Origin of the sequence: Streptomyces sp. NPDC000075, assembly GCF_040301925.1 — a bacterium.
Lineage (GTDB): Bacteria > Actinomycetota > Actinomycetes > Streptomycetales > Streptomycetaceae > Streptomyces > Streptomyces polychromogenes.
The window spans coordinates 166,798-192,826 of sequence record NZ_JBEPFL010000010.1; the positions used below are offsets into that span (position 1 = coordinate 166,798).

The 26,029-nt window shown below is 75.3% G+C and carries 14 protein-coding genes; 10 read left to right on the plus strand and 4 right to left on the minus strand.

The window, feature by feature from the left end; genetic code table 11:
• Window position 1: 1 nt before the first annotated feature.
• From ABT403_RS14920 to ABT403_RS14930, 3 genes are all read left to right on the plus strand, one after another.
• Entirely contained in the window at window positions 2–6,589 is a 6,588-nt protein-coding gene (locus tag ABT403_RS14920; RefSeq protein WP_344161173.1) for a type I polyketide synthase, read from the plus strand.
• On the plus strand, window positions 6,576–9,716 hold the full coding sequence (locus ABT403_RS14925) for a type I polyketide synthase (protein WP_502966010.1): 3,141 nt from the start codon (window positions 6,576–6,578) through the stop codon (window positions 9,714–9,716). Before ABT403_RS14920 ends, ABT403_RS14925 begins: the two co-directional genes overlap by 14 nt.
• Window positions 9,717–9,917: 201 nt before the next feature.
• A complete protein-coding gene (locus tag ABT403_RS14930; protein WP_351649020.1) occupies window positions 9,918–13,109 on the plus strand; it encodes a non-ribosomal peptide synthetase in 3,192 nt (1,063 codons plus the stop codon).
• Between the two features lie 104 nt (window positions 13,110–13,213).
• Here ABT403_RS14930 and ABT403_RS14935 read toward each other — a convergent pair whose 3' ends face one another.
• Window positions 13,214–13,975 carry a thioesterase II family protein gene (locus tag ABT403_RS14935; RefSeq protein ID WP_344161167.1) on the minus strand — a complete coding sequence of 254 codons (762 nt, stop codon included), beginning with the start codon at window positions 13,973–13,975 and terminating at the stop codon, window positions 13,214–13,216.
• Window positions 13,976–14,024: 49 nt separating this feature from the next.
• Complete coding sequence (locus tag ABT403_RS14940; protein WP_344161164.1) at window positions 14,025–15,242, minus strand: aminotransferase-like domain-containing protein; 1,218 nt, start codon at window positions 15,240–15,242, stop codon at window positions 14,025–14,027.
• Window positions 15,243–15,571: 329 nt separating this feature from the next.
• Between ABT403_RS14940 and ABT403_RS14945 the strand changes: the two genes are divergently transcribed.
• From ABT403_RS14945 to ABT403_RS14965, 5 genes are all read left to right on the plus strand, one after another.
• Window positions 15,572–16,375 (plus strand): alpha/beta fold hydrolase, encoded by an 804-nt coding sequence (locus tag ABT403_RS14945; protein WP_344161161.1) that lies wholly within the window; start codon window positions 15,572–15,574, stop codon window positions 16,373–16,375.
• A 176-nt stretch (window positions 16,376–16,551) separates the two neighbouring features.
• Complete coding sequence (locus ABT403_RS14950) at window positions 16,552–18,045, plus strand: MFS transporter (protein ID WP_344161158.1); 1,494 nt, start codon at window positions 16,552–16,554, stop codon at window positions 18,043–18,045.
• A 173-nt stretch (window positions 18,046–18,218) separates the two neighbouring features.
• A complete protein-coding gene (locus ABT403_RS14955) occupies window positions 18,219–20,174 on the plus strand; it encodes a hypothetical protein (protein ID WP_344161155.1) in 1,956 nt (651 codons plus the stop codon).
• 106 nt (window positions 20,175–20,280) lie between these two features.
• Window positions 20,281–20,976: a hypothetical protein gene (locus ABT403_RS14960; protein WP_344161152.1), complete on the plus strand. Its 696-nt coding sequence runs from the start codon at window positions 20,281–20,283 to the stop codon at window positions 20,974–20,976.
• Window positions 20,977–21,158: 182 nt separating this feature from the next.
• Window positions 21,159–21,530, plus strand: a complete 372-nt coding sequence (locus ABT403_RS14965) for a hypothetical protein (RefSeq protein ID WP_344161149.1) — start codon at window positions 21,159–21,161, stop codon at window positions 21,528–21,530.
• Window positions 21,531–21,581: 51 nt separating this feature from the next.
• Here the strand turns inward: ABT403_RS14965 and puuE are convergent, their stop codons facing one another.
• Entirely contained in the window at window positions 21,582–22,499 is a 918-nt protein-coding gene (gene puuE, locus ABT403_RS14970; protein WP_344161146.1) for an allantoinase PuuE, read from the minus strand.
• A 116-nt stretch (window positions 22,500–22,615) separates the two neighbouring features.
• On the opposite strand from puuE, the gene ABT403_RS14975 reads away from it, so the two are divergent.
• Both ABT403_RS14975 and ABT403_RS14980 read left to right on the plus strand, forming a co-directional pair.
• Window positions 22,616–23,719, plus strand: coding sequence for an LLM class flavin-dependent oxidoreductase (locus ABT403_RS14975; RefSeq protein ID WP_344161144.1), 1,104 nt, complete (start codon window positions 22,616–22,618; stop codon window positions 23,717–23,719).
• On the plus strand, window positions 23,716–24,402 hold the full coding sequence (locus ABT403_RS14980; protein ID WP_344161141.1) for a CE1759 family FMN reductase: 687 nt from the start codon (window positions 23,716–23,718) through the stop codon (window positions 24,400–24,402). The genes ABT403_RS14975 and ABT403_RS14980 overlap by 4 nt, the downstream gene beginning before the upstream one ends.
• A gap of 55 nt (window positions 24,403–24,457) precedes the next feature.
• Here the strand turns inward: ABT403_RS14980 and ABT403_RS14985 are convergent, their stop codons facing one another.
• A complete protein-coding gene (locus ABT403_RS14985) occupies window positions 24,458–25,906 on the minus strand; it encodes a phospholipase A2 (RefSeq protein ID WP_344161137.1) in 1,449 nt (482 codons plus the stop codon).
• Window positions 25,907–26,029 lie beyond the last annotated feature (123 nt).

Below are 26,029 nucleotides of genomic sequence, written 5' to 3' on the forward strand. Positions count from 1 at the left end.
GATGACGAACGACAACAGCGCCGAGGTCCTCGACTACCTCAGGCGGACGTCGATCGAGCTGATCGAGACGCGCAAGCGCCTCCAGGAGCTGACGGACGCCGCCGCCGAGCCCATCGCGGTGGTCGGCGTCGCCTGCCGCTACCCGGGCGGCGTCGGCTCCCCGGAGGAGCTGTGGGACCTGGTGCGGGCCGGCGCCGACGCGGTCTCGGACTTCCCGCAGGACCGCCACTGGGACCTGGAGGGCCTCTACGACCCCGACCCCGACCGCCCGGGCACCTGCTACACCCGCTCCGGCGGGTTCCTGGACGGCGCCGGCGACTTCGACGCCGAGTTCTTCGAGATCAACCCGCGCGAGGCGCTGGCCGCCGACCCGCAGCAGCGGCTGCTCCTGGAGACCTCGTGGGAGTCGCTGGAGCGGGCCGGCATCGACCCGCACACCCTGCGCGGCAGCGACACCGGCGTCTTCGCCGGCCTCGCCTACTTCGGCTACGGCAACCACCACCACACCCCCGAGGCCATCTCGGGCTACGCGCAGACCGGCTCCCTGCTGAGCGTGGCCTCGGGCCGGGTGGCGTACGCGCTGGGCCTGGAGGGCCCGGCCGTCTCCACCGACACCGCCTGCTCCTCCTCGCTGGTGACCGTGCACCAGGCCGTGCAGTCCCTGCGGCAGGGCGAGTGCTCCCTCGCGCTGGCCGGCGGGGTCACCGTCATGGCGACGCCGCAGGTGTTCCGGGAGTTCGCGCGCCAGCGCGGCCTGTCGGCCGACGGCCGGTGCAAGGCGTTCGCCGACGCGGCGGACGGCACCGGCTTCGCCGAGGGCGTCGGCATGCTCGTCCTCGAACGGCTCTCCGACGCACGCCGCAACGGCCGCCGCGTCTGGGCCGTCATCCGGGGCTCCGCCGTCAACCAGGACGGCGCCTCCAACGGCCTGACCGCCCCCAGCGGCCCCGCCCAGCAGCGGGTGATCCGGGCCGCCCTGGCCAACGCCCGCGTCCGGCCGGACGAGGTCGACGTCGTGGAGGCCCACGGCACCGGCACCACCCTCGGCGACCCCATCGAGGCGCAGGCCCTCCTCGCCACCTACGGGCAGGACCGCGAACCGGGCAACCCCCTGTGGCTGGGCTCGCTGAAGTCGAACATCGGCCACACCCAGGCCGCCGCCGGCGTCGGCGGCATCATCAAGACGATCATGGCGATGCGGCACGGCGTCATGCCCGCCACCCTGCACGTGGACCGCCCCTCCACGCACGTGGACTGGTCCGCCGGCGCCGTCGAACTCCTCACCGGGGCCCGCGAGTGGACCACCGCGCCCGGCCGCCCCCGCAGGGCCGGCGTCTCCAGCTTCGGCGCCAGCGGCACCAACGCCCACCTCATCCTGGAACAGGCCCCCGAGGAGGAGGACACCCCCGAGCCCGCCGAGCAGGTCCCGGCCGGGGCCGTCGGCCTGCTGCCGTGGGTGCTGTCCGCCCGCTCGGAGCAGGCCCTGCGGGCCCAGGCCGGGCGGCTGCGCGCCTTCGCCGCCGCCGGCCCGGGGGCCGACCCCGCCGCCGTCGCCGCCTCCCTGGTCTCCCGCCGGGCGGTCTTCGAACACCGCGCGGTCGTCCTGGGCCGCGGCCGCGAGGGCCTGCTGGACGCCCTCGCCTCCCTCGCCGAGGGCGCGGAGAACCCCGCCGTGGTGCGCGGTACGGCCGCCGAAGGGGGCGGCACCGTCTTCATGTTCCCCGGCCAGGGCGCCAAGTGGACCGGCGTGGCCCGCGACCTGTGCGAGGCCTTCCCCGTCTTCGCCGAGGCCCTCGACGAGGTCTGCGCCCGCTTCGACGCGCACCTCCCGTTCCCCCTCAAGCCCCTGCTCCTGGCCGACGACCCGCAGGGCGCCGACCGCACGGACGTCATGCAGCCCGCGCTGTTCGCCCTCCAGGTCGCCCTCTACCGGACCCTGACCCGGTTCGGCCCGCTCCCGGACCGCCTCATCGGCCACTCCGTCGGCGAGATCGCCGCCGCCCACGTCTCCGGGGCCCTCGACCTGGACACCGCCACCCGGATCGTGGCCGCCCGCGGCCGCACCATGCAGGCCGTCACCGAACGCGGCGCCATGCTGGCCGTCCGGGCCCCCGAGGCCGAAGTCAGCGCCCTGCTCGCCCCCTACGCCCGCACCGCGGTCGCCGCCGTCAACGGCCCCGACTCGGTGGTGGTCTCCGGCCTGCGCGAGGAGGTCCACGACCTGCGCGACCGGCTCCTCGCCGACGGCCGCTCGGCCAAGCTCCTCCCGTTCGACCACGCCTTCCACTCCCCGCTCATGGACCCGGTCCTGGAGGAGTTCGCGGCGGCCCTGCCCGCCTTCCCCGAGGGCGAGGGGCCGCGGATCCCCGTCGTCTCCACCCTCCTGGGCCGCGAGGCCACCCTCCGGGAGCTCACCTCCGCCGCGCACTGGGTGGAGCACGTCCGCGCACCCGTGCGCTTCCACGAGGCCCTCTCCCACGCCCGCGCCGCCGGGGCCGGCGTCTTCGTCGAGGTCGGACCCGGCTCGACCCTCGCCGGCCTCAGCCAGGACGCCTTTGCCGCCGAGGGCGCCGACGCCCACGTCATCGCCTCCTTCCGCCGCGACCGGGGCCCGGCGGAGGGCCTGGCCGGAGCCCTCGCCGGACTGCACGTCCGCGGCGCCCGCGTGGACTGGGCCGCCCTGACCGGCACGCAGCCGCCGGTGGACCTCCCCACGTACGCCTTCCAGCGCCGGCGCTACTGGCTGGACTTCCTCGCCGGCACCGCCACCGCCGACGTGGCCTCCGCCGGACTGACCTCCCCGCACCACCCGCTGCTCGGCGCCTCGGTGGACCACCCCGGCACCGGTGAGACCGTCTTCACCGGCCTGTGGTCCCTGCGCACCCACGGCTGGCTCGCCGACCACGCCGTGTTCGACTCGGTCGTCGTCCCCGCCACCGCCTACCTCGACCTGGCCCTGACGGTGGGCGACCGCGTCGGCTGCCCGGCCGTCGGCGAACTCTCCCTGGAGGTCCCCCTGGTCCTGCCCGACGAGGGCGGGGTCCGGGTCCGGGCCGTCGTCGGCGCGGCGGACGAGGACGGACGCCGCTCCCTGGACGTGTACGCGCGCCCCGCCGAGGACGGCGCGCACACCGGCGGCTGGACCCGGCACGCCATGGGCACCCTGGCCCCGGCCCCGGCCCCCGCACCGGCCGGCGCCGGCCCCGGCGGACCGCTGTCGGCCTGGCCCCCGGCCGGCGCCGAGCGCCTCGCCTTCGACGGCCTCTACGACTCCCTCGCCGACCGCGGCTTCGACTACGGCCCGGCCTTCCGCGGACTGCGCGAGGTCTGGCGGCGCGGCGAGGAGCTCTTCGCCCTCGCCACCCTCCCGGAGGACGCCCGCGCGGCGGCCGGCGACGGGTTCGCCCTGCACCCGGCGCTCACCGACACCGTGCTCCACGCCGTGGTCGTCGGCGGGGTCATCACCGTCACCGAGGAGCAGGGCTGGATGCCCTTCTCCTGGTCCGGCGCGACCCTCACCGGGAGCTGCGGGCCGACCGTCCGCGTCCGGCTCACCCCCGCCGGCGAAGGCGTCGTCGCCCTGGACATCGCCGACGAGAGCGGCCGCGCGATCGCCCGCGTCGACGCCCTGACCTTCCGCCCCGCCACCGCCGACCAGGTGCGCCCGGCGGGCGCCGGCCACGAGCCGCCCCTGTACGCACTCGACTGGAGCGCGGCCCCGCGGGAGCCCCGGGACGCCGCCCCCGCGCCCTGGGGCGTGCTCGGCGCCGGGGACGGCCCGGCCGCCCGGCTCGCCGCGGCGGGCGGCGCCACCCTCCACGCCTCCCTCGCCGAGGTCCCCTCCGGCGCGGACGCCCCCCGCCACCTCGTGCTCCGCGTGGACGACCTCGTCCCGGCCGGCGCCGGCCCCCTCACCGCCGTGGGCGAGGCGGCCGAGCGCGTGCTCGACCTGGTGCAGCGCTTCCTCGCCGACGAACGGCTCGCCGGAACCACCCTGGTGGTGCTCACCCGCCGGGCCCAGGCCGCCGGCCCGGCCGAGGACGTCGAAAGCCTCCCCGGGGCCTCCGTATGGGGTCTGGTCCGCTCCGCCGGGACCGAGCACCCCGGCAGGTTCCGGCTCATCGACGTCGACGACGAGGAGACCGCCGGCGCCGTCCTCCCGGCCGCCCTGCGGCTCGGCGAGGGCGAGCTCGCACTGCGCGACGGCGCCTGGCTCCTGCCCCGCCTGGCCCCGGCCCCGCCCGCCGACCGGCGGCTCGAACCGCCCGCGCGGGGCGCGCACCGCCTGGGCATCCCGCGCCAGGGCACCCTGGAGAACCTCACGTGGGTGCCGTGCCCCGAGGTGGAGGCGCCCCTGGAGAGCGGGCAGGTCCGCATCGCCGTCCGGGCGGCGGGCCTCAACTTCCGCGACGTCACGATCGCCCTCGGGCTCATCGACCGGACCGACTTCGACGCCGGGCTCGGCAGCGAGGGCTCCGGCGTGGTCCTGGAGACGGCCGGCGACGTGACCGCCTTCCGGCCCGGAGACCGGGTCACCGGCATCTTCCCCGGCGCCTTCGCCCCGGTGGCCGTCGCCGACCACCGCCTGCTGACCCCCGTCCCCGACGGCTGGAGCCACGCCGAGGCGGCGTCCGTCCCCAGCACCTTCCTCACCGCCTACTACGCCCTCTTCCACGTGATGCGGCTGAAGAAGGGGCAGCGCATCCTCATCCACGCCGCCGCCGGCGGCGTCGGCACGGCCGCCGTACAGCTCGCCCGGCACGCCGGCGCCGAGGTGTACGCGACCGCGAGCCCCGCCAAGTGGCCCGCGCTGCGCGCCCAGGGCCTGGACGACGCGCACCTGGCGTCCTCGCGCGACCTGGACTTCGCCGAGAAGTTCCTCGCCTCGACGGGCGGCCGCGGGGTGGACGTCGTCCTGAACTCCCTCGCGCACGCCTACGTCGACGCCTCCCTGCGCCTGCTCCCGGGCGGCGGCGACTTCATCGAGATGGGCAAGACGGACATCCGCGACCCCCGGCAGGTGGCCGCCGACCACCCCGGAGTCGACTACCGGGCCTTCGACCTCTACGGATCGGCCGGCCCGGACGCCCTCCAGGCGATGTTCCGGGAGGTCATGGAACTGTTCGCCGACGGCAGCCTGCGGCTCGGCCCGGTCTCCGTGCGCCACGTCCGCGACGCCCGCGCGGCGTTCCGCGAGATGAGCCAGGGCCGCCACACCGGCAAGCTCGTCCTCGAACTGGGCGAGGGCTTCGGCGACGGCACCGTCCTGGTCACCGGCGGCACCGGCGGCGTCGGCTCGCTGGTCGCCCGGCACCTGGTCACCGAACGCGGGGTGCGCAGCCTGGTGCTGGCGAGCCGCCGGGGGCCGGCCGCCGACGGGGTCCCCGGACTGGTCGCGGAGCTGGAGGAGGCCGGCGCCGCCGTCCGGGTCGTGGCCTGCGACATCGCCGACCGGGCCGCCGTGGCCGGGCTGCTCGCGGACATGCCCGCCGGCCGCCCGCTGACCGCCGTCGTCCACGCGGCCGGCGTGCTGGCGGACGGCACCGTCGAGTCGCTGACCCCCGAGAGCCTGCACCGCGTCCTGCGCGCCAAGGTGGCCGGCGCCGTCCACCTGGACGAGCTGACGCGCGGGCACACCCTGTCGGCGTACCTCCACTTCTCCGCCCTCGCCGGCACGATCGGCACCGCCGGACAGGCCAACTACGCGGCGGCCAACGGCTTCCTCGACGCCCTGGCGGCCCACCGCAGGGCGTCCGGACGGGCCGGCACCTCCCTGTGCTGGGGCTGGTGGGAACAGAGCAGCGGGATGACCGGGGACCTGGGCCGGGCCGACCTCTCCCGGCTCCGCCGGATGGGCATCGCCCCCATGCCCACCCCCGAGGCCCTGGCCCTGTTCGACGCGGCGAGCGCGAGCGACCGGGCGGTCCTCGTCCCGGCCCGGGTGGACCTCGCGGGCCTGCGGGGCAGGTCCGGCGACGAGCTGCCGCCGCTCCTGCGCGGCCTCGCCGAGGGCGCACGCCCCCGCCGCGCACGGGCGGCCACGGCCGGGGACGCGGGCTCCGCGCACCCGTTCGCCCGGCTGGAGAGCCTGCCCGCGCCGGAGGCGGAGGCCGCCGCCGTGGACTGGGTCCGCGACCAGGCCGCCGTCGTCCTCGGCCACCCGGCCGGCAGGGCCGTCGACGCCGACCAGCCGTTCACCCAGCTCGGCTTCGACTCGCTGACCGGCGTCGAACTGTGCAACCGGCTGTCCGCCGCCACCGGGCTGCGCCTGCCGTCCACCCTCGTCTTCAGCTACCCGACCCCCCACGAGCTGGGCCTGCACCTCCTCGCCCTGCTCCGTCCCGCGGCCGGGACGGACGGAGCCCCGGAGCCGGACCCGGCGCGGGACGCCGAGATCAGGGAGGTCCTGCGGACCGTCCCGATCGACGCCCTGCGCCGGGCCGGCGTCCTGGAGGCCGTCCTGGCGTGCGCGGCCCCGCCCGGGGAGGACGGCGCCGCGCGGCCGGCGGACGAGGACCCCGGCACGGACGAACTGGCGGGCATGGACCTGGACGCCCTGCTCGACCTGGCCCTGGATGAGAAGAGGTAGTGACATGACCAACTCCGCGGATCAGACGGCGGAGGGCGCGGACCGGGTCCAGCGGGCGCTCCGCACCCTCCTGGAGGAACGCGACCGCCTCCGCCGGGAGAACGAGGACCTCAAGGCCGGCCGGGGCGAACCGATCGCCGTGGTGTCCATGGCGTGCCGCTACCCCGGGGGCGTGTCCTCGCCCGAGGAACTGTGGGAGGTGGTCCGCGAGGGCCGCGACGTCGTCGGCGCCTTCCCCGCCGACCGCGGCTGGCGCGACGTGTACGACCCGGACCCCGACGCCCCCGGCAGCGCCTACGTCCGCCAGGGCGGCTTCCTGGCCGACGCGGCCGGCTTCGACGCCGAGTTCTTCGGCATCAGCCCCCGCGAGGCCCTGGCCACCGACCCGCAGCAGCGCCTGCTGCTGGAGACCTCGTGGGAGGCCTTCGAACGGGCCGGGATCGTCCCCGCCGACGTCCGCGGCGACGAGGTCGGCGTCTTCTCCGGGGTGAGCTCGACCGAGTACGGATGGCGCTTCCTGGAGGCCGGGCAGCGCGAGCTGGAGGGCTACCTGCTGTACGGCAGCTCCCTCAGCGTCGCCTCCGGCCGCGTCGCGTACGAGCTGGGGCTGACCGGCCCGGCCGTCTCCCTGGACACCGCCTGCTCCTCCTCGCTGGTGGCCCTGCACCTGGCCGTGCGGTCGCTGCGCGCGGGGGAGTGCTCCCTCGCGCTGGCGGGCGGGGCGCTGGTGATGTCCTCGCCCGCCGCCTTCGTGGAGTTCGCCCGGCAGGGCGCCCTCTCGCCCGACGGCCGCTGCAAGGCCTTCGCGGACGGGGCGGACGGCACCGGCTGGGCCGAGGGCGTGGGCGTCCTGCTGCTGGAGCGGCTCTCCGACGCCCGCCGCAACGGCCACCCGGTGCTGGCCCTCGTCCGCGGCTCCGCCGTCAACCAGGACGGCGCCAGCAACGGCCTGACCGCCCCCAACGGCCGCGCCCAGGAGAAGGTGATCCGCCGGGCCCTGGCCGACGCCGGGGTCGCCCCCGCCGAGGTGGACCTCGTCGAGGCCCACGGCACCGGCACCGTCCTCGGCGACCCCATCGAGGCGGACGCGCTGCTCGCCACCTACGGCAGGGAACGGCCCGAGGGCCGCCCGCTGTGGCTGGGCTCCCTGAAGTCGAACATGGGGCACGCCCAGGCGGCCGCCGGCGTCGCCGGGGTCATCAAGACGGTGATGGCCATGCGCCACCGCCACCTGCCCAGGACCCTCCACGTCGGGGAGCCCTCACGGCACGTCGACTGGTCCTCCGGCGGAGTCGAACTGCTGGTGGAGGGACGGGAGTGGACCCGGGCGGACGGCCCGCGCCGCGCCGGGGTCTCCTCGTTCGGGGTCAGCGGCACCAACGCCCACGTCATCCTGGAGGAGGCCCCGCCGCAGGAGCCCGCCGAGGCGCCCGCCCCGGGCCCCGCCCTGCCCGGCGGACTGGTGCCCTGGGTGCTGTCGGGCAAGAGCGCGGCCGCCCTGGAGGGACAGGCCGCCAAGCTGCGCGCCTTCCTCGCCGCCGGCCCGGACGCCGACCTCGCCGCCGTCGGCGCCTCGCTGGTGTCGGCCCGTACGCGGTTCGAGCACCGCGCGGTGGTCCTCGGGCGCGGCCGCGACGGGCTGCTGGAGGCGCTCGCCTCCCTCGGCACGGGCGCCGAATCCCCGGCGGTGGTGCGGGGAGCGGCCGGCACGCCCGGCGGCGTCGCCTTCGTCTTCCCCGGGCAGGGCTCGCAGTGGGCGGGCATGGGGCGCCGGCTGTACGCCGACTTCCCGGCCTTCGCCCGGCAGCTCGACGCCTGCGCGGACGCCCTCTCCGAGTGGGTCGACTGGTCACTGCTCGACGTGCTGCACGGCGTGGAGGGCGCGCCCTCCCTGGACCGGGTGGACGTGGTCCAGCCGGCGCTGTTCGCGGTGATGGTCTCCCTGGCCGGCCTGTGGCGCTCCTGGGGCGTGGAACCGGCCGCGGTGGTGGGGCACAGCCAGGGCGAGATCGCCGCCGCCTGCGTGAGCGGCGCGCTGTCCCTGCGGGACGCCGCCAGGATCGTCGCGCTGCGCAGCAGGGCCCTGGTGGACCTGATCGGATACGGCGGGATGGCCTCGGTCGCGGAGTCCGCCGACGTCGTCGAGGAGCGCCTGGCCCCCTGGAGCGGCCGGATCAGCGTCGCCGTCGTCAACGGCCCCCGCTCGGTCGTGGTCTCCGGGGAGCCGGAGGCGCTCGACGAGTTCGTCGAGAAGATGAAGGCCGACGGCGCCCAGGCCCGGCGGATATCGGTGGACTACGCCTCCCACTCCCCCCAGGTGGCCCGGGTCCGCGACCAGGTGACCGCGCCGCTGGCCGGGATCAGCCCCGGGCCCTCGGCGGTCCCCTTCTACTCGACCCTGTACGGCGAGGTCATCGACACCGGCCGGCTGAACCCCGAGTACTGGTACGACAACCTGCGCGAAAGGGTCCTTTTCGAATCCTCCGTCCGGCGGATGGCCGACGACGGGTTCCGGGTGTTCATCGAGATGAGCCCGCACCCCGTGCTGACCGTCCCGGTCCAGGAGATCGTCGAAGACCTCGACGACGCCCTGGTGCTGGCCTCCTCCCGCCGCGACCGCGACGAGACGGAGTCCGTCCTCGGCTCCCTCGCCGGCCTCCACGTCCGGGGCGGGTCCGTCGACTGGAACGCGCTGTTCGGGGAGCGTCCCCGGGCGGACCTCCCCACGTACGCCTTCCAGCGGCAGCGCTACTGGCTGGCCTCCGCCCGGACGGCGGCGGCCGCCGCCGAACTCCCCCCGGCGGACGGGGACGGCGCGCGGGAGCGCGCCGTCCCCCTGCCGGAGCGGCTCGCCGGTCTCTCCGGCGAGGACGCGGCGGCGCTCGTGCTCGCGCACGTCGTGGAGAAGGTCGCGCTCGTGCTCGGGCACGCCTCCAGCGCCTCGGTCGACCCCGACCAGGAGTTCAAGGAGATCGGGTTCGACTCGCTGCTGTCGGCGGAACTGAGCAAGCGCCTGACCGCCTCGACCGGACTGAAGCTGCGGGCGAACCTGGTCCTGCGCCAGCCCTCGCCGCGCCGGATCGCCGGGCACATCACGGGCCTGCTGGCCGGGTCCGGAGCACGGTGAGACCCGGGCGCCGCCGGCGCCCGTCCCGCCGGAGGGTGTGTCCCGCCGGCGGGACACACCACCTGCGCGGGCGCCCGAACCGCCCGGCGCCCAGGTGTCTTGAAGGACCGCGGGGCTTCCCCGAAGGTGGGGGTGATCTGCGAGTTCCGCCGGTTCCCGGGCCTGTCTGCTGAGGGGTTGATCTGTGTGCCTTCGTTCGGTGTGTCGTCCGCGCATGAGGGGATGTGGCGGGCGCAGGTGATGGCGCCCGACACGCCCAACCACGCGCTGACCATGTGGGACGTGGACGGTGAGCTGGACCGGACGGCCATCGGGAACGCGTTCCTGCACGTGATGGGCGAGGCGGAGGTGCTGCGCGTCAACTTCGTCGACGCCGGCGAGGGGCTGCGGCTGGTCCCCCGCGAACTGGGGGACTGGCAGCCGTTCTTCCTCGACCTCGCGGACGCGGCCGACCCCGAGAAGGCGGCTCGCGAAGCCCTGGCCGAGATGGTGCGCGAGCCGTTCGACCTGGAACGGGACCTCCTCTTCCGGCTCGGCACGGTCAGGCTGGGCGAGGCCCGCTCCCTGCTGGTGATCGCCTACCACCACCTGATCTCCGACGGGTTCGGCGCGGGCGGCCTGCTCTCGCGCCGCCTCGCCGAGGTCTACACGGCGCTGGTCCGGGGCGAGCCCGTACCGGAGCCCGCGCACCCGTGGGACGCCGGGTCCTTCGCGGCCGAGGCCGTCGAGTACCTCGCCTCCGAGCGGTTCACCGAGGACACCGCGTTCTGGCGCGACTACCTCCGGGACGCCCCCGCCCCCGCCCAGGTCCCGCGCGTGGTCCTCTCCGACGCGCAGCGCGCCGCCCTCTCCGAGCCCCTGAGCAGCGCCGACCGCTGGTCCGAGGTGGCCGAGACCATCGGCATGGTCAGCCGCACCCTGACCGTGCCGCGCGCCGAGGCCGACACCTGGACCGAGGCCGCAGAGGCCATGGGCGTGTGGAAGTCGCAGCTGCTGACCGCGGCCGCCGCCGTCTTCCTGCGCCACCGCTGCGACCGCCCGGAGTTCCTCTTCTCCCTGGCCGTCAGCAACCGCGTCGGGGTGGCCAGCCGCACGCCCGGCCTGGCCGTCAACGTGGTGCCGGTACGGGCCGCGATACCGCTCGGCGCGACCTTCGCCGAGGTCACCGACGCCCTCGCCGACGAGACCTACGAGATCTTCGACCACGCCGCCTGCCACTACTCCGACATCCAGCGCGCGAGCGGGACGCAGCTGAGCGGCCGCGGCAGCTTCGGCGCCGTAGTCAACGTCGTCGAGTTCGCCGAGCAGCTCCGCTTCGGCGACAGCCCGGCCCGCTACTCCGGCGCCACCACGGGCACCTTCGAGGAGCTGTCCATCGGCGTCTACACCGACGGCAGCGCCGACAGCGACCTCTACATCCGCCTCGACGCCCCCGCCGGCCTCTACCACCGCGCCGAACTGCGCTTCATCGGCGAGGAGCTGATCGCGTACGTCCGTGCCGCCGTGGCCGGCGCCGAGCGGCCGGTCGGCGCGCTCGACGTGCTGGCCGGCGCCGGGCGCGACCGGGTGCTGCCCGCGCCGGACGCCACGGACGCGCCGGACGCCACGGACGCGAATGAAGCGGACGCGAGCATTCCGGAGCTCTTCGCCCGCCAGGCCCAGCGGGACCCCGAAGCCCTCGCCCTGGTCTGCGGCGACCTCGCGCTCTCCTACCGGGAACTCGACGCCCGCTCCACCCGCCTGGCCGGGGCACTGCGCCGGCGGACGGCCGGACCCGAGGCGCTCGTCGCGGTGGCGCTGCCCCGCTCGACGGAGCTGGCCGTCGCCCTGCTGGGCGTGGCCAAGGCCGGCGCGGCCTACCTCCCCCTCGACCCCGCCTCCCCGGAGCCCGTCACGGCGCCGGCGCGCGTACTGCTCACCACCGCCGCCGCCACGCTCCCCGACCTCCCCGGCGCCGAGCGGCTCCTGATCGAGGACCTGCTGGCGGAGACCGGCGACGCCGCCCCGCAGGCCGCGCCCGCCCCGCACCCGGACGCGGCTCTCGCCCTGCTGCCCGGCTCCGGACCGGACGGCGGCGCCCGGGTCGCCGTGACCCACCGGGGCGCGGCCCGCTTCGCCCTGGACGCCCGCTGGCGCCACGCCGCCCGCAGCACCGTGCTGTGGCACGCCCCGCACACCTCCGACGCGCTCGCCCTCGAACTCTGGGCGCCCCTGCTCAACGGCGGCCGGGTCGTCGTGGCGCCCCCGGGGGGACTGGACGTCGACGCGCTCGCCGAGGAGCGCGAGACCCACGGCATCACCACCCTGTGGCTGCCCGCGGGCCTGTTCTCGGCGGTCGCCGCCGACCGCCCCGAGCGCCTCGCCGGACTGCGCGAGGTCTGGACCGGCGGCGGCGAGCGGGTGCCCGCCGCCGCGCTGCGGCGGGTCCGGGAGGCCTGCCCCGACCTGACGATCGTCCACGGCTACGGCCCGGCCGAGACGGCCGGGTCCGCCGCCCGCCACGTCCTGGCCGCCGGCGAACCGGTGCGCCACGCGGGCGCGGTCGGCCGCGCCGCCGACGGATCCTCCCTCTACGTGCTGGGCCCGGGTCTGGCGCCGGTCCCCGTCGGCGTGGCCGGCGAGCTGTACGTGGCCGGACCCGGCGTGGCACGCGGCTACGCCGGCCGCCCCGGGGCCACCGCCGAGCGCTTCGTGTCCTGCCCCTTCGGCCCGGCCGGCGGGCTCATGTACCGCACCGGGGACCGCGTGCGCTGGGGCACCGACGGCCTGCTCGAGTACGTGGGCGGGCCCGGCACCCGGGCCGAGGTGCGCGGGGTCCGCGTCGAGCTGGCCGAGATCGAGGAGGTGCTCTCCGAGCACACCGGCGTGGCGCAGACCGCGGCGGCCGTCCGGGAGGACGGCTCCGGCCAGCAGCGCCTCGTCGCCTACGTGGTCCCGGTCGCCGGCCGCACCGTATCGGCCGAGGAACTGCGCCGGTTCGCCGCCGGCTGGCTGCCGGAGGCCCTGGTGCCGTCGGTGTTCACCGTGCTGGAGCGCCTGCCGGTGACGCCGGACGGAAGGCTGGACCGGACGGCGCTGCCGGAGCCGGAGTCCGGCGCCGGGAGCTACAAGGCGCCGCGCAACGACACCGAGCGGATCCTCGCCAAGGCCTTCGCCGAGGTGCTGGAGCTGGACCGGGTCGGCATCGACGAGGACTTCTTCGACCTCGGCGGCAACTCCCTGCGGGCGATCCGGCTGGTCGGCCTGATCCGGGCGGAGCTGCACCAGGAGGTGTCCATCCGCCGCCTGTTCGCGGCCCGCACCGTCACCGGTCTGTCCGACATGTGGAAGGACCTCTCCCAGTCCAGCAGGCCGAGCCTGCGCCGGCGGACCAGGGACGGCGCGGTCCTCTGACGGGCCCGGCCGGACGCGCGGGCGGACCGGCCCCACGCACCGGACGGGCCGCGGGATCCGCCGATCCCGCGGCCCGGCCGGCCGTCCGCCCGTCCGCGCCGCGCTCAGGCGGCGAAGGCCCGGGCGAGCAGCCCCTCGGTGACCGCCGCCGCGACCCGGCCCATCTGGTCGTTGAGGTAGAAGTGCCCGCCGGGGAAGACCTCCAGGGCGAACCCGCCCGTGGTGTGCGCCTCCCACGCCGGGGTCTCCGCGACCGCCACCACCGGGTCCGCGTCCCCGATCAGGGCGGTCACCGGGGCGGCGAGCGGCCCGCCGCCGCCCCAGACGTAACGGCCGACGGCCCGGTAGTCCGCCCGCAGCGCCGGCAGCACCATCTCCAGCACCTCGGGGTTGTCGAGCAGCACCCGGTCGGTGCCGCTGAGCCGGTGCAGCTCGGCCAGCACGTCGGCGTCCTCGTAGTACCGGTAGCGCTCACCCGAACGGGAGTCCGGCGCGCCCCGGCCGGAGGCGAACAGCCGCCGGGGGCCGGGCAGTCCGGCCCGCTCCAGGCGCAGCGCCGTCTCGAACGCGACGAGCGCGCCCATGCTGTGCCCGAACAGCGCGTACGGCCGCCCGGGGTCCGAGGCCAGTTCGCGGGCCAGTTCCCCGGCCACCGCGTCGGCGAGCCGTTCCAGGTCCGTGAACGGCTCCTCCGCGAACCGGTCCTGGCGCCCGGGGTACTGGACGGCCAGCACGTCGAAGTCGGCGGGCAGGGCGTGGGCCAGGGGTTTGAAGGCCGTCGCTGAGCCGCCGGCGTGCGGGAAGCACACGAGCCGCGGCCCGTACCCCGTGGCCGTGGTGTAGCGCCGGAACCAGGTGCTGTTCACCGTCGTGGTGTCCCTTCGTCTGGGGACGGCGCGCGGGGTCCCGCGCCCGTCAGACCGTTTCCGGCGCGCGTTCCCGCAGCCCCGCGACCGGACGGAAGGCGGGCGCGAGGGCCGGTTCGGCCTCCAGCACCCCCGCCAGCCGGCGCACGCCCTCGCGGATCCGCTCCGGGGAGGGGTAGCAGTAGGACAGCCGCATCCGGCGGGCGCCGAGCCCGTTGGTGTAGAACCCGGTGCCCGACGCGTACGCCACCCGCGCGTCCACCGCGCGCGGCAGCATCGCCTTCGTGTTCACGCCCTCGGGCACCTTCACCCACACGTAGAACCCGCCGTCCGGCTCGGTCCAGGAGCAGCCCGGCGGCAGGAAGTCCTCCAGGGCGCGGAGCATCGCGTCCCGCCGCTCGCGGTAGTTCTCCCGGAAGACGGCGATCTGCCCGCGCCAGTCCTGCGTCGCCAGGTAGCGCGAGACGATCATCTGGTTGAGGGTGGGCGGGCACAGGGTGGCCGACTCGGCCGCCAGCACCAGCTTCTCCCGCACCGGATGCGGCGCCAGCACCCAGCCGACCCGCAGTCCGGAGGCGAAGGTCTTGGAGAACGAGCCGAGGTAGACCACGTTCTCCGGGTCCATGGAGTGCAGCGCCGGGTGGGTCCGGCCGTCGAAGCCGAGCAGCCCGTACGGGTTGTCCTCGACGACCAGCACGCCGTGGGTGCGGCAGATCTCCAGGATCTCCGCCCGCCGTTCGACGGCCAGCGTCACCCCGGACGGGTTGTGGAAGTTCGGGACCGTGTACAGGAGTTTGACCCGCCGCCCGGCGTTGCGCGCCTGCCGCAGCGCCGCCCGCAGCCCCTCCGGCACCAGCCCGTGGGCGTCGACCGCCACGTGCGCGACCTCCGCCTGGTAGGCGGCGAAGGAACCCAGCGCGCCGACGTACGAGGGGCCTTCGGCCACCACCAGGTCCCCCGGGTCGCAGAACAGCCGGGCCACCAGGTCGAGGCCCATCTGCGAGCCGACCGTCACGAGGACGTCGTCCGGGTGGGCGGCGACGCCCTCCAGGGACATCACCTCGCAGATCTGCTCGCGCAGCACCGGCAGGCCCTGCGCCGAGGCGTACTGGAGGGCCGTCAGCCCGTCCTCGGCGATGATCCGCGCGGTCTCGGCGGCGATCGTCTCCAGCGGCAGTGCCGCGAGGTTCGGCATCCCGCCGGCCAGCGAGACCACCTCGGGCCGGCTGGCGACCGCGAACAGCGCCCGGATCTCCGAGGCCGTCATGCCCGCGGTCCGCGCGGCGTACCGGCCGGCATGCGGATCGAGGACGCTCCGGCCGCCTTGCGGACAGTGACCCATTGCGTCTCCCCACCTCGTGCGGCCTTGGCCGAAAGCTTCGGGGCCGCCGCTCGGGTGCGGCTCAAGGCCCTCTCAAGAGGGCCTCGCCGGCTCGTGGCGGCTCCTTGGGATCCCGGTTGAACGGAGGCGGGGAACCGGACGCGGCCGGTGGGGACACCGAGGATTCATACAAGCGTATTGAACAAGTGTCATAGACGTGCGTATAGTCGATCTCGGCAAGCCCGCCACCCCAACCGACCCGAGGGAGAGCCGACATGGCCGCCACCGTCACCGCCCAGCCGACCCGCGCCACCCTGACCGTCGACGGCCGCGCCCTGTCCTACCTGGACTTCGGCGGCGCCGGCCGCCCCCTGGTCGCCCTCCACGGCCACCTCTCCGAAGGGGCCTCCTTCGCCGCCCTGGCCGCCGCCCTCGGCCCCGAGTGGCGGGTGATCGCCCCCGACCAGCGCGGCCACGGCGACTCCGACCGCGCCCCCGAGTACACCCGCGCCGGCTACCTCGCCGACCTCGTCGCCCTCCTCGACCACCTCGGCATCGGCCGGGCGGTCTTCCTCGGCCACTCGCTCGGCGCCATCAACGCCTGCCACCTGGCCGCCGAACGCCCCGGGCTGGTCGAGGCGCTGATCAACGTCGACACCGCCGCCGATCTGCCCGACCACGGCGCGAGCCCCCTCTCCTTCGTGCTCGGCTTCCCCTACACGGCGCCCACCCGCGAGGAACTCGCCCACGCCTGCGGCCCCCTGGCCCCCGTCCTCGGACCGGTGCTGCGCCCGCTGGCCGACGGCTCCGGCTGGCGGCTCCCGTTCCACCCTCAGGACACGGTCGACTCCGAGACCCTGGTCCACGGCGACCACTGGGAGCAGTGGCTCGCCACCGACTGCCCGGCCCTCCTGGTCCACGGCCTGCGCAGCCAGGTCCTCCCCGCCGGGCAGGCCCTCGCCATGGCCGCCCGCCGTCCCCGCACGGCCTACCACCCCCTGGACACGGACCACTTCGTCCAGCAGGCCGACCCCGACGGCTTCGCCGCCGCCGTCCGCGCGTTCCTCGCGACCGTCTGATCTGACCCGCTCTCACCCCCGCCCGCCTTCCGGCCCGTTCGGGCCGGAGGGCGGTGTGCGTACGGCGGCAGCCTCTTGCGTACAGCGTTCCAGCCTGCGTACAGTGTTCGCATCAAGCAACGCCGTACGCACCACCGAGCGCCGGCGCCGCCCGCGAAGCCGAGAGGGAACCACCCATGGAAACCCGCAACCCACGCCGCTGGTGGATCCTGATCGTGCTCTGCCTGAGCACCCTGGTCCTCGTCGTCGACTCCATGGCCCTGACGGTCGCGGTGCCCTCCATGACCGCCGACCTCGGCGCGAGCGCCCAGGACACCCAGTGGATCCTCGACTCCTACATCCTGGTGTTCGCCGGCCTCCTGCTCACCTCGGGCAGCCTCGGCGACCGGTTCGGCCGCCGCCGGGTCATGCTGACCGGCCTGCTGCTCTTCGGCGCCGCCTCGCTCGCCGGTACGTTCGCCGCCGGTCCCGCCGAAGTGATCGCCGTACGCGTGGCCATGGGCGTCGGCGGGGCGCTGATCATGCCGTCCACCCTCTCCATCCTCATCACCGTCTTCGACGAGGGGGAGCGGCCGAAGGCCATGGCCGCCTGGGGTTCCGTCTCGATGCTCGGCCTGGTCGGCAGCCCCGTGCTCGGCGGCGTCCTGATCGACCGGTTCTCCTGGCACTCGATCTTCCTGATCAACGTCCCCGTCGTCGTCCTCGCCGTCGTCGCCGCCCTCACCCTCATGCCGGAGTCCAAGGGCCCCTGGACCAAGCCCGACCCGCTCGGCGCCGTCCTCTCCGCCACCGGGATGACCGCCCTCGTCTGGTGGATCATCGAGATCCCGCAGCACGGCGCCTTCGCCGCCCGCTCCGTCCCCGCCCTGGCCGTCGCCGTCGTCGCCCTCGTCGGCTTCGTGGTCCGGGAGAACACCACCGACTCCCCGATGGTCCCGCTGGTCCTCTTCAAGAACCGTGATTTCAGCGGTGGTTCGCTCTCCCTGGCCCTGGTCCAGATCGGCAACGGCGGCCTGCTCCTGGTCCTCACCCAGTACCTGCAGTTCGTCCTCGGCTACTCGCCCCTCAAGGCCGGCCTCGCCTTCGTGCCGCTGGCCGTCGCCGCCCTCATCGGCAACGGCGCCGGCGCCGGACTGGCCGCCCGGGTGGGCAACCGCCCCCTGGTCGTGGCCGGCATGCTGGTGATGGCCTCCGCGTTCGCCCTGCTGACCACCGTCGGTGCCGACGGCGGCTTCACCGTCCCGGCGGTCGCCCTCGGCCTCCTCGGCCTCGGCGCCGGCGTGGCCATGCCCGCCGCGGTCGGCGCCCTGATGGGAACCATCCCCGAGGAGCGGGCGGGCGTCGGCTCCGCCCTGAACGACACCATCCAGCAGGCCGGTACCGCCCTCGGCATCGCCATCCTCGGCTCGCTGCTCACCAGCGGCTACGCGGCGAAGATGCCGGCCGGCGCCCCCGCCGAGGCCAAGCACTCCCTCGCCGGTGCCCTGGCCGCCGCCCACGGCGACCCCGGCGCGGTCCGCGCCGCCCGCGAGGCCTTCACCTCCGCCATGGGCACCACCTTCACCCTCGGCACCGCCGGCCTGCTCGCCGCCGCCCTGCTGGCCACCGTGGTCATGCGCGGCGGGAAGAAGCCGGCCGCCCCCGCCCCGGAGCCCGAACTCGCCGCCTGACCCCGCCCCGCCCCGCGAAGGCCGGCCCCCGCCCGGGGGCCGGCCTTCCGGCGCGGGGCGCCTTTCGGACACCCGCCCTCTATGGATATGGACATGATCGACCCTCCCTGTTGCACTCGCAGGCCCGGCGGGCGGACACCCGCCACGGACCGTGGACACCAGGGGGGAACACCATGGCCAGGGCAGGACGACCACAAGGAGCTCCGAAGGGCCGCTCGCAAGCCGCCAACGACCTGGCCGAGCTGCTGCGGCAGATCACCGGAGGGCTGACGGTACGGGAGCTGGCGCAGCGGTTCGGGGGAGGCAAGACGGCCTGGAGCGAATACCGTTCGGGCGCCCGGATCATCCCGCTCGGGCGCCTGGGTCTCGTCGTCAAGGAGTGCGTCCGCGATCCCCGCGGCCGCCAGCAGCTCCTGACCAGGGCCCGGGCCCTGCACGCCCGGGCCCTGACCGCCGACGCCGAGGCGGAGGCCGAGGCCACCCCCGCGCCCGGCCTGGAGGAGGCGCTGCGCCGGGCCCAGGAGGACCTCGCCACCTCGGGCCGTCTGGTGGAGGGGCTGCTGTCCCTGATGGCGATGCTCCAGGATCAGGCCAAAGTCCCCGAACCGGAGGCCGCCGGGGCGCCGGCGGCGTCCGGGGCACCGCCGGAGCGATTACGCGGACGGCTGGACCAGGCGCTCGACCAGCTGGTCGCCGCCCGCGCCGCCGAGGAGTCCGCACGGCGGGCCGTCTCCGACGCCCGGGCCCAGCGCGAGGCCGCCGCCCGCCACCGGCTCCCCGTCCTGGCCCCGCGACCGGCCGGCGCCCCCGGACCGGAGCCGGGCGGGGTCCCGCCCGCGACGGCGGACCGGCCCCTGTCCACCGAGCTGATCAGGCTGCGCCACAGCCTGGAACAGCAACGCGAGGACGCCCGCTGGCTGTGGCGGCGGACCGGGTACGACCGGGCCGGCCACGAGGTCATCGAGGGCGTCGTCCTCGAACGCCTCGACAGGCTCCCCGCGGTCCCCGCCGCCCCCGTACCCCGTCACCCGAGGCCCGCCAGGACCCCGCTGGCCGTCCTGACGGCCCTCCTCGCCCTGGCCGTCATCGCGGGGGCCACCCTCGCCGGGGTCCTCATCGGCCACCGGCACACCGTCCTCGCCACCGAAACCCCGGCCCCCGGGCCCGTCCCACCCCGCCAGGGAACCCCCGCGACCCCCACCCCGTCCGCGTCCCCCTCACCCACCCCCTCTCCCTCCCCTTCCCCCTCACCCAGCCCAGACCCCGCTCCCCCCTTCCCGGGCCCCCTCCCCACGCCCGCCACCCCCACCCCGGCAGCCCCCAGCACCACCCCGGTCCCACAGTCCCCGGCCGGCACGGCTTACGCCGTCTCCCAGGACCGGCGCAGCGTCCTGCGGTGGACCGCCCGCGACGGCACCTGGAAGGTCATCGGCCCGGCGGCCGAGAAGGTCTACGCCGGCACGGCCGGCCTGTTCGCCACCAACACCGGCGACGGCCGCATCTTCAAGTACGACGAACCCTCCAGCTCCTGGTCCCAGATCGGCTTCCCCGGCGACCAGTTCGTCACCGCCGGGGACGCCCTCTACGGGATCACCGAACACCGGGACGCCGTCATGCGGTGGACCGGCCAGGGCACGGAATGGGTCCGCATCGGCACCGCCGCCGCCCGCCTGTACGCGGGCGGCGCGGGCCTCTTCGCGACCAGCCCCGCCACCGGGGCCCTGTTCCGCTACACCGGCTTCGGCGACTCCTGGGTCGACGCGGGTGGCCCCGGAGCCGACTTCGCCGTCGGACCCGACTACGTGGCCCGGCTCTCCCCGGACGGCCGGGAGATCTGGCAGGCCAACGCCAAGGGCAGCAACTGGCGCCGGATCGGCGGCCCGGCCCGCACCCTGTACGCGGGCGGCGCCGGCCTCTTCGCGGTCGACTCCACGACCGGCCGGATCCTCAAGTACGCCAACGTGCCGGACGTCTGGACCCCGATCGGCCCGGCGGGCGTCGGCCTCACCGTGGGCACCGACTCCGTCTACCGCATCGGCGAGGACCTGACCGTCTCCCGCTGGACGGGCCAGGGCTCCGAGTGGACCCCCCTCGGCATCTCCGCCAGTTCCATCGCCACGACCGACTGACCCCGCCGCCGTCCCGGCCCCCGGGGCGCCCGCCCGGCGCCCCCGGAGCCCACCGCTCCGGGGGCGCCGTCCTCCTCCGGAGCGGCGTGCGGAAGAATGCCCACCCATGATCGCGCGCCCCTCGGACGACCTGCCCGCCGCCTTCGCCCGCCTCGGCGGTGAGGAGGACGGCCGCGTCTGGGGCGAGCTGTGGGACGACCTGTGTCACCAGGGCTCCGTCTACGACGACAGCTTCGCCGCCCTCCCGTACCTGGCCGCCATCGCCGCCGGCCGCGCCCCGGGCGCCCCGCTCGACGCGGTCCTGATGGCCGGCCTCATCGTCTCGGCGGCGGACGCCGAGCGCTCCGCCCGCTACGCGCGCGAGATCACCGCCCTCCTCCCGGTGGCCCGCGCCCTCCTCGACGCCGCGACGGACGACGCCCCGGCCTTCGTCTACCTCCTCCAGTGCGTCCTGGCCTTCGAGGGCGAGCGGGTGTGGAGCGCGGGCCGCCTGGAGGGCCTGTTCGAGCAGGAGTACGAGCTCGACTGCCCGGCCTGCACCGCGCCGCTCTTCATCGCCTTCGGCGACCACGGGGTGTTCGCCCCGGACGGTGACCACGTGACGGCCGACCCGGCCAGGGCGGCCCTCCGCCCCGCCGACCCGTCCGCCCTCGCCCCGCTCCCCGCCCGCCTGCACCGCACGGCGGCACGGGCGGGCCACGAGGACATCGCCCGCGGCCTGACCCACCTCTTCGGCCGGGCCGCCTGCCCGTCCTGCGCGGCCGCCTTCAGCGTCGCGGACGAGGTCGCCAAGGGCCACTGACCCCCCGGTTGTCCGCCGGACAACCGGGTTGTCCTCCCCTTCCACCCCCTTGACCTGCGCGGACGCGATCCGGACCGTCCGGCCAATCTCCGGCCCGGGCCAGTCTTCCGGCGGACAGGGCGCCGACGGGGCGCCCCGCCACCCGGCCCACCCGGTGGGACCGGACGACCAAGGGGAGACCCATGTCATCGACGCGCATCCGCCTCGCCGCCCTCGGCGCCACGCTCCTCGGCGCCCTCGCGATCACGCCCCCGGCCCAGGCGACCGACACGGCGGCCGCCCAGCCGCAGAGCTCCTTCGCCGTCCCCTGTGAACGCGGCTGGGCGTGCCTGTACCCGCTCCCGAACTTCGAGGGCACGCCGATCAAGATGTACGACTGCAAGATGGTCACCAACCCCTTCCGCGGCACGGGCTCCTGGGTCAACAACCAGCCGTCCAAGTACCACGTGAAGTTCTATGACCACGGCGGCAACCTCGGCTGGACCTCCCCCGGCGGCTACTCCGAGGACCGCAACGCCCCGCTGGACTGGTTCGGATACATCAGCGCCTGCTGATCCGCGCCCCGCGCGCCGAGGGCCTCCTGCCGCCCCGACGGCAGGGGGCCCTCACCCCTGCGGGTCCGCCGGCGGATGCGCGGTGAGCCAGTGCCGTGCGATCTGCTCGCGCGTGGTGATCCAGCCCCCGCCGAGCTGTGCGACGTGCCGCAGGAACCCGTCGAGCGCCCGGATCCGCCCGGGCCGCCCGATGATCCGGCAGTGCAGCCCGACGCTCATCATCCGGGGCCGGTCGGCCCCCTCCGCGTGCAGGGTGTCGTAGGTGTCGACGAGGTACGCCAGCATGTCGTCGGCCGTCGTGAACCCGTGCACGATCAGGAACTTGAAGTCGTTGGCGTCCAGCCCGTACGGCACCACCAGCCGCTGCCGCCCGCCCTCGCCGACGTAGAACGGCAGGTCGTCGCCGTAGTCGTCCGAGTCGTACAGGAACCCGCCCTCCTCCGCGACCAGCCGCCGCGTCCGCGGACTCGTCCGCCCGGTGTACCACCCCACCGGCCGCCGCCCGACGAGCCGCCCGATCGCCTGGACCGTCCGCGCGATGTCGGCCCGCTCCACCTCCTCGGGCACGTCGCGGTAGTCGATCCACCGCCACCCGTGCCCCGCGACCTCCCACCCGGCGGCCCCCATCGCCCGCGCCGCGCCGGGGTTGCGCTCCAGGGCCTGCCCCACCGCGAACACGGTGAGCGGCACGTCGTGTGCCGTGACCGTCCGGTGCACCCGCCAGAACCCGGCCCGCGCCCCGTAGGCGAACATCGACTCGGCGTTCAGGTCCCGTCCGCCCGCCACGGGCGGCGCGCCGATGATCTCGTGCAGGTACCCCTCGGAGCCGGCGTCCCCGTCCAGGACGTTGCGTTCCGCGCCCTCCTCGTAGTTGAGCACGAGGCTCACGGCCACCCGCGCCCCGCCCGGCCAGCCCGCATGCGGCGGCTCGGCGCCGTACCCGACGAGGTCACGCTCATACCCGGACACGGCCCGCACCCTACCCCCGCTCCCCGTCCGGGGCGCCCCCGACAGGCGGGAATAGGTCGCTGCCGCCCTCCGTTCACGGGTATAGTTGAATTCTAAACAACTTTGGAAGGGGAGCCATGCAGTTCGGGATCTTCACCGTCGGCGACGTCACCACCGACCCGACGACCGGACGCGCGCCCGGCGAGCACGACCGCATCAAGGCCATGCTCGCCATCGCGCAGAAGGCCGAGGAGGTCGGCCTCGACGTCTTCGCCACCGGCGAGCACCACAACCCGCCGTTCGTCCCCTCCTCGCCGACGACGATGCTCGGCTACATCGCCGCGCGCACCGAGAACCTGATCCTCTCCACCTCCACGACGCTGATCACCACCAACGACCCGGTGAAGATCGCCGAGGACTTCGCGATGCTCCAGCACGTCGCCGACGGCCGCGTCGACCTCATGATGGGCCGCGGCAACACCGGCCCCGTCTACCCCTGGTTCGGCAAGGACATCCGCGACGGCATCGACCTCGCCATCGAGAACTACGCCCTGCTGCGCCGCCTGTGGGACGAGGACGTCGTCACCTGGAAGGGCAAGTTCCGCACCCCCCTCCAGTCCTTCACCTCCACCCCCCGCCCCCTCGACGGCGTCGCCCCCTTCGTCTGGCACGGCTCCATCCGCTCGCCCGAGATCGCCGAACAGGCCGCCTACTACGGCGACGGCTTCTTCCACAACAACATCTTCTGGCCCGCCTCCCACACCGAGCGGATGGTCAGCCTCTACCGCGAGCGCTACGCCCACTACGGGCACGGCACCCCCGAACAGGCCATCGTCGGACTCGGCGGCCAGGTCTTCATGCGCGGGAACTCCCAGGACGCGGTCCGCGAGTTCCGCCCGTACTTCGACAACGCCCCCGTCTACGGCCACGGCCCCTCCCTGGAGGAGTTCACCTCCCAGACCCCCCTCACCGTGGGCTCCCCGCAGCAGGTCATCGAGCGCACCCTCTCCTTCCGCGACTACGCCGGCGACTACCAGCGCCAGCTCTTCCTGATCGACCACGCGGGCCTGCCCCTGAAGACCGTCCTGGAGCAGCTCGACCTCCTCGGCGAAGAGGTCGTCCCGGTCCTGCGCAAGGAATTCGCGAACCTGCGCCCCGCCGGCGTCCCGGACGCCCCCACCCACGCGGCCCGCGTCGCCGCCGCGGCCGCTCCCGCCACCACCGAGGAGGCGCGCGCATGAAGCTCGTCGTCGTATCGGCCGGACTGAGCACCCCCTCCTCGACCCGCCTCCTCGCCGACCGCCTCACCGCCGCGACCCTCACGGCCGCGGCGGCGGCCGCCGGCCCGGCCCCCGGCACCGGCCCCGAAGTCATCGAGCTGCGCGACCTCGCCACCGACATCGCCGGGCACTTCATCACCGGCTTCCCGTCCGCCCGCCTGGCCGCCGCCCTCGACGCGGTGGCGGCCGCGGACGGCTTGATCGCCGTGACCCCGGTCTTCGCCGGCTCCTACAGCGGCCTGTTCAAGTCCTTCTTCGACCTCCTCGACAAGGACGCCCTCACCGGCACCCCCGTCCTCCTCGGCGCGACCGGCGGCACCGCCCGGCACTCCCTGGTCACCGAACACGCCCTGCGCCCCCTCTTCGCCTACCTGCGCGCCCTCGTCCTGCCCACCGCCGTCTACGCCGCCTCGCCGGACTGGGGCGACGAGGGCCTGGACCGGCGCATCACCCGCGCGGGCACGGAACTGGCCCGCTTCCTGACCCCCGCCCCCACCTCCACCCCCGCCGCCCCGGACGTGGACACCACCGCCGCGATAGCCGCCCCCCGCTCGGCCACCGGAGCGATCACCTCCCTCCCCCCGACGACGGCGGCCACCCTGATCCCCTTCGCCCAACGCCTGGCCGCCCTGCGGGTGGAGTAGGGGAACGTCGCCCCCGCAGAGCGGGGGCGACGGGCCCTTCGTGGTCCGTGCCGGGTCAGCGGGCCACGACGACGGCCGCGAAGTAGACGTCGGCCGCCTTGACGCAGGCCGCGCGTTCGGCGCTGGTGTGATGGACGGGGAAGCCCATCTCGTCGCACACCGCGAGCAGGTCCTGGTGGAAGATGCGGTCGACGCGGTCCTTGGGAGCGTTCCAGTCCGCTCCGTGCTGGAAGACGTCCTCCCCCTGGAGGTCCTTGTAGTTGCGGTAGCCGAAGTCGTGCCGGACACAGGCGGGGGTGAAGTCGTAGGTCCCGATCTTGTCGGGCGCCGGCTCGTTGCAGTTGTTCGTGGTCCAGTTGAACTCGTAGCGGTCGGGCTTGCCCAGCTGGTGCGCGGCCCTGGTCTCGATCCAGTCGCCGAACGCCTTGTCTCCGAGCTGGGTCAGGGCGTCGAGGCGTGCCAGCTTCTCCGCCGGCGTGGCCGGGACTTCCGGCGCCGGCGGGGCTCCGAGGGGGGCCCACTTGTCGTCGGCGCCGTTGCCGTCGTACCGCTGGACGGATCGGTGGTCGGGGGCGAGCCGGTAGAGGTGGTCGCCGCTGGTGGCGAAGGCGGCCGCCGGACCGCTGACGCGGTTCCACTTGTAGGGGTGCCCGTTGTACTTGTAGAGCTCGCCGGTGTCGGGCCGGGTCGCGTAGAGGGTGTTGCTCGCGAGGATGGTGTCGGCGGGCCCGCCGACGGGGGTCCACGCGTTCTTCTTCGGGTCGTACTCGACGACGGTCTTGTGGTCGGGGGTCAGTCCGAAGAAGCTCTCGTCGGTGACGGCGAACGTGGCGCCGTGGCCCCCGATGACGTTCCACCGGCCGTCGTACTTGACGATGTCCTTGGTATCGGGGTTGGTCGCGTACAACACCTTGCCCGGCCCGGCGTACAGGTCGCCCGCGCGGTCGCCCACCTTGTCCCACTTGTCGCCCCGGCCGCTGTACTTCCAGACCCCGGAGTGGTCGGGGCTGATGCCGTACAGGTTCGTGGAGGTGGCGGCGAAGGCCGCGCCGGGGCCGCCGATGCGGGTCCACTGGTTCGGCTCGCCACCGTACTGGGCGATGTCACCGCGGCCCGGCTCGATCGCGTAGAGGTGGCCGCCGCCCGCGTAGAGCTTCTGGGCCTCGCCCCGGATCTTCCGCCAGTTCGCCCGTCCGGCCGACCATTCGTAGACGGCCTGGTGGTCGGAGGCCAGTGCGAAGACCGAGTCCCCGGCCGCGACGATCTGCTCCATGGCCACCGGCCCGGGGTCCTGGGAGACGGGCGCCGCGGCGATGGCCACGGTGTCGCTCCCGCCCCCCGCGCCGGCCGGACCGTGGCCGAAGGCGGTGGTCCAGGCCAGGGCGCCCGCCAGGGTGCCGGCCAGCGACCAGCAGGCGATCCGTGCGGCCTTGCGGTGCCGGGCCGGTACCCGGTGGGCGCTCGCGCCCCGGTCCTCGTCGCGGTGGCGGAACAAAGGATTCATCTCTCGTGGCCTCCTGCGTCGTGTCTGACGGCTCGGATGCCAAGGTGCGGGCGAACTCCCTTTGTCCGCCGTCCCGGACGGCGAAAGCCCAGCTCGGTGAGCGGACAAAGGCAATAGTCCGCG

What these genes read in the sequence shown, in the direction of transcription:
- ABT403_RS14920 (WP_344161173.1), top strand. Translation starts at nt 2, where the DNA reads ATGACGAACGACAACAGCGCCGAGGTCCTCGACTACCTCAGGCGGACG.
- ABT403_RS14925 (WP_502966010.1), top strand. Translation starts at nt 6,576, where the DNA reads ATGAGAAGAGGTAGTGACATGACCAACTCCGCGGATCAGACGGCGGAG.
- ABT403_RS14940 (WP_344161164.1), bottom strand. Translation starts at nt 15,242, where the DNA reads ATGACGGCCTCGGAGATCCGGGCGCTGTTCGCGGTCGCCAGCCGGCCC.
- ABT403_RS14945 (WP_344161161.1), top strand. Translation starts at nt 15,572, where the DNA reads ATGGCCGCCACCGTCACCGCCCAGCCGACCCGCGCCACCCTGACCGTC.
- ABT403_RS14950 (WP_344161158.1), top strand. Translation starts at nt 16,552, where the DNA reads ATGGAAACCCGCAACCCACGCCGCTGGTGGATCCTGATCGTGCTCTGC.
- ABT403_RS14955 (WP_344161155.1), top strand. Translation starts at nt 18,219, where the DNA reads ATGGCCAGGGCAGGACGACCACAAGGAGCTCCGAAGGGCCGCTCGCAA.
- ABT403_RS14960 (WP_344161152.1), top strand. Translation starts at nt 20,281, where the DNA reads ATGATCGCGCGCCCCTCGGACGACCTGCCCGCCGCCTTCGCCCGCCTC.
- ABT403_RS14965 (WP_344161149.1), top strand. Translation starts at nt 21,159, where the DNA reads ATGTCATCGACGCGCATCCGCCTCGCCGCCCTCGGCGCCACGCTCCTC.
- ABT403_RS14975 (WP_344161144.1), top strand. Translation starts at nt 22,616, where the DNA reads ATGCAGTTCGGGATCTTCACCGTCGGCGACGTCACCACCGACCCGACG.
- ABT403_RS14980 (WP_344161141.1), top strand. Translation starts at nt 23,716, where the DNA reads ATGAAGCTCGTCGTCGTATCGGCCGGACTGAGCACCCCCTCCTCGACC.
- ABT403_RS14985 (WP_344161137.1), bottom strand. Translation starts at nt 25,906, where the DNA reads ATGAATCCTTTGTTCCGCCACCGCGACGAGGACCGGGGCGCGAGCGCC.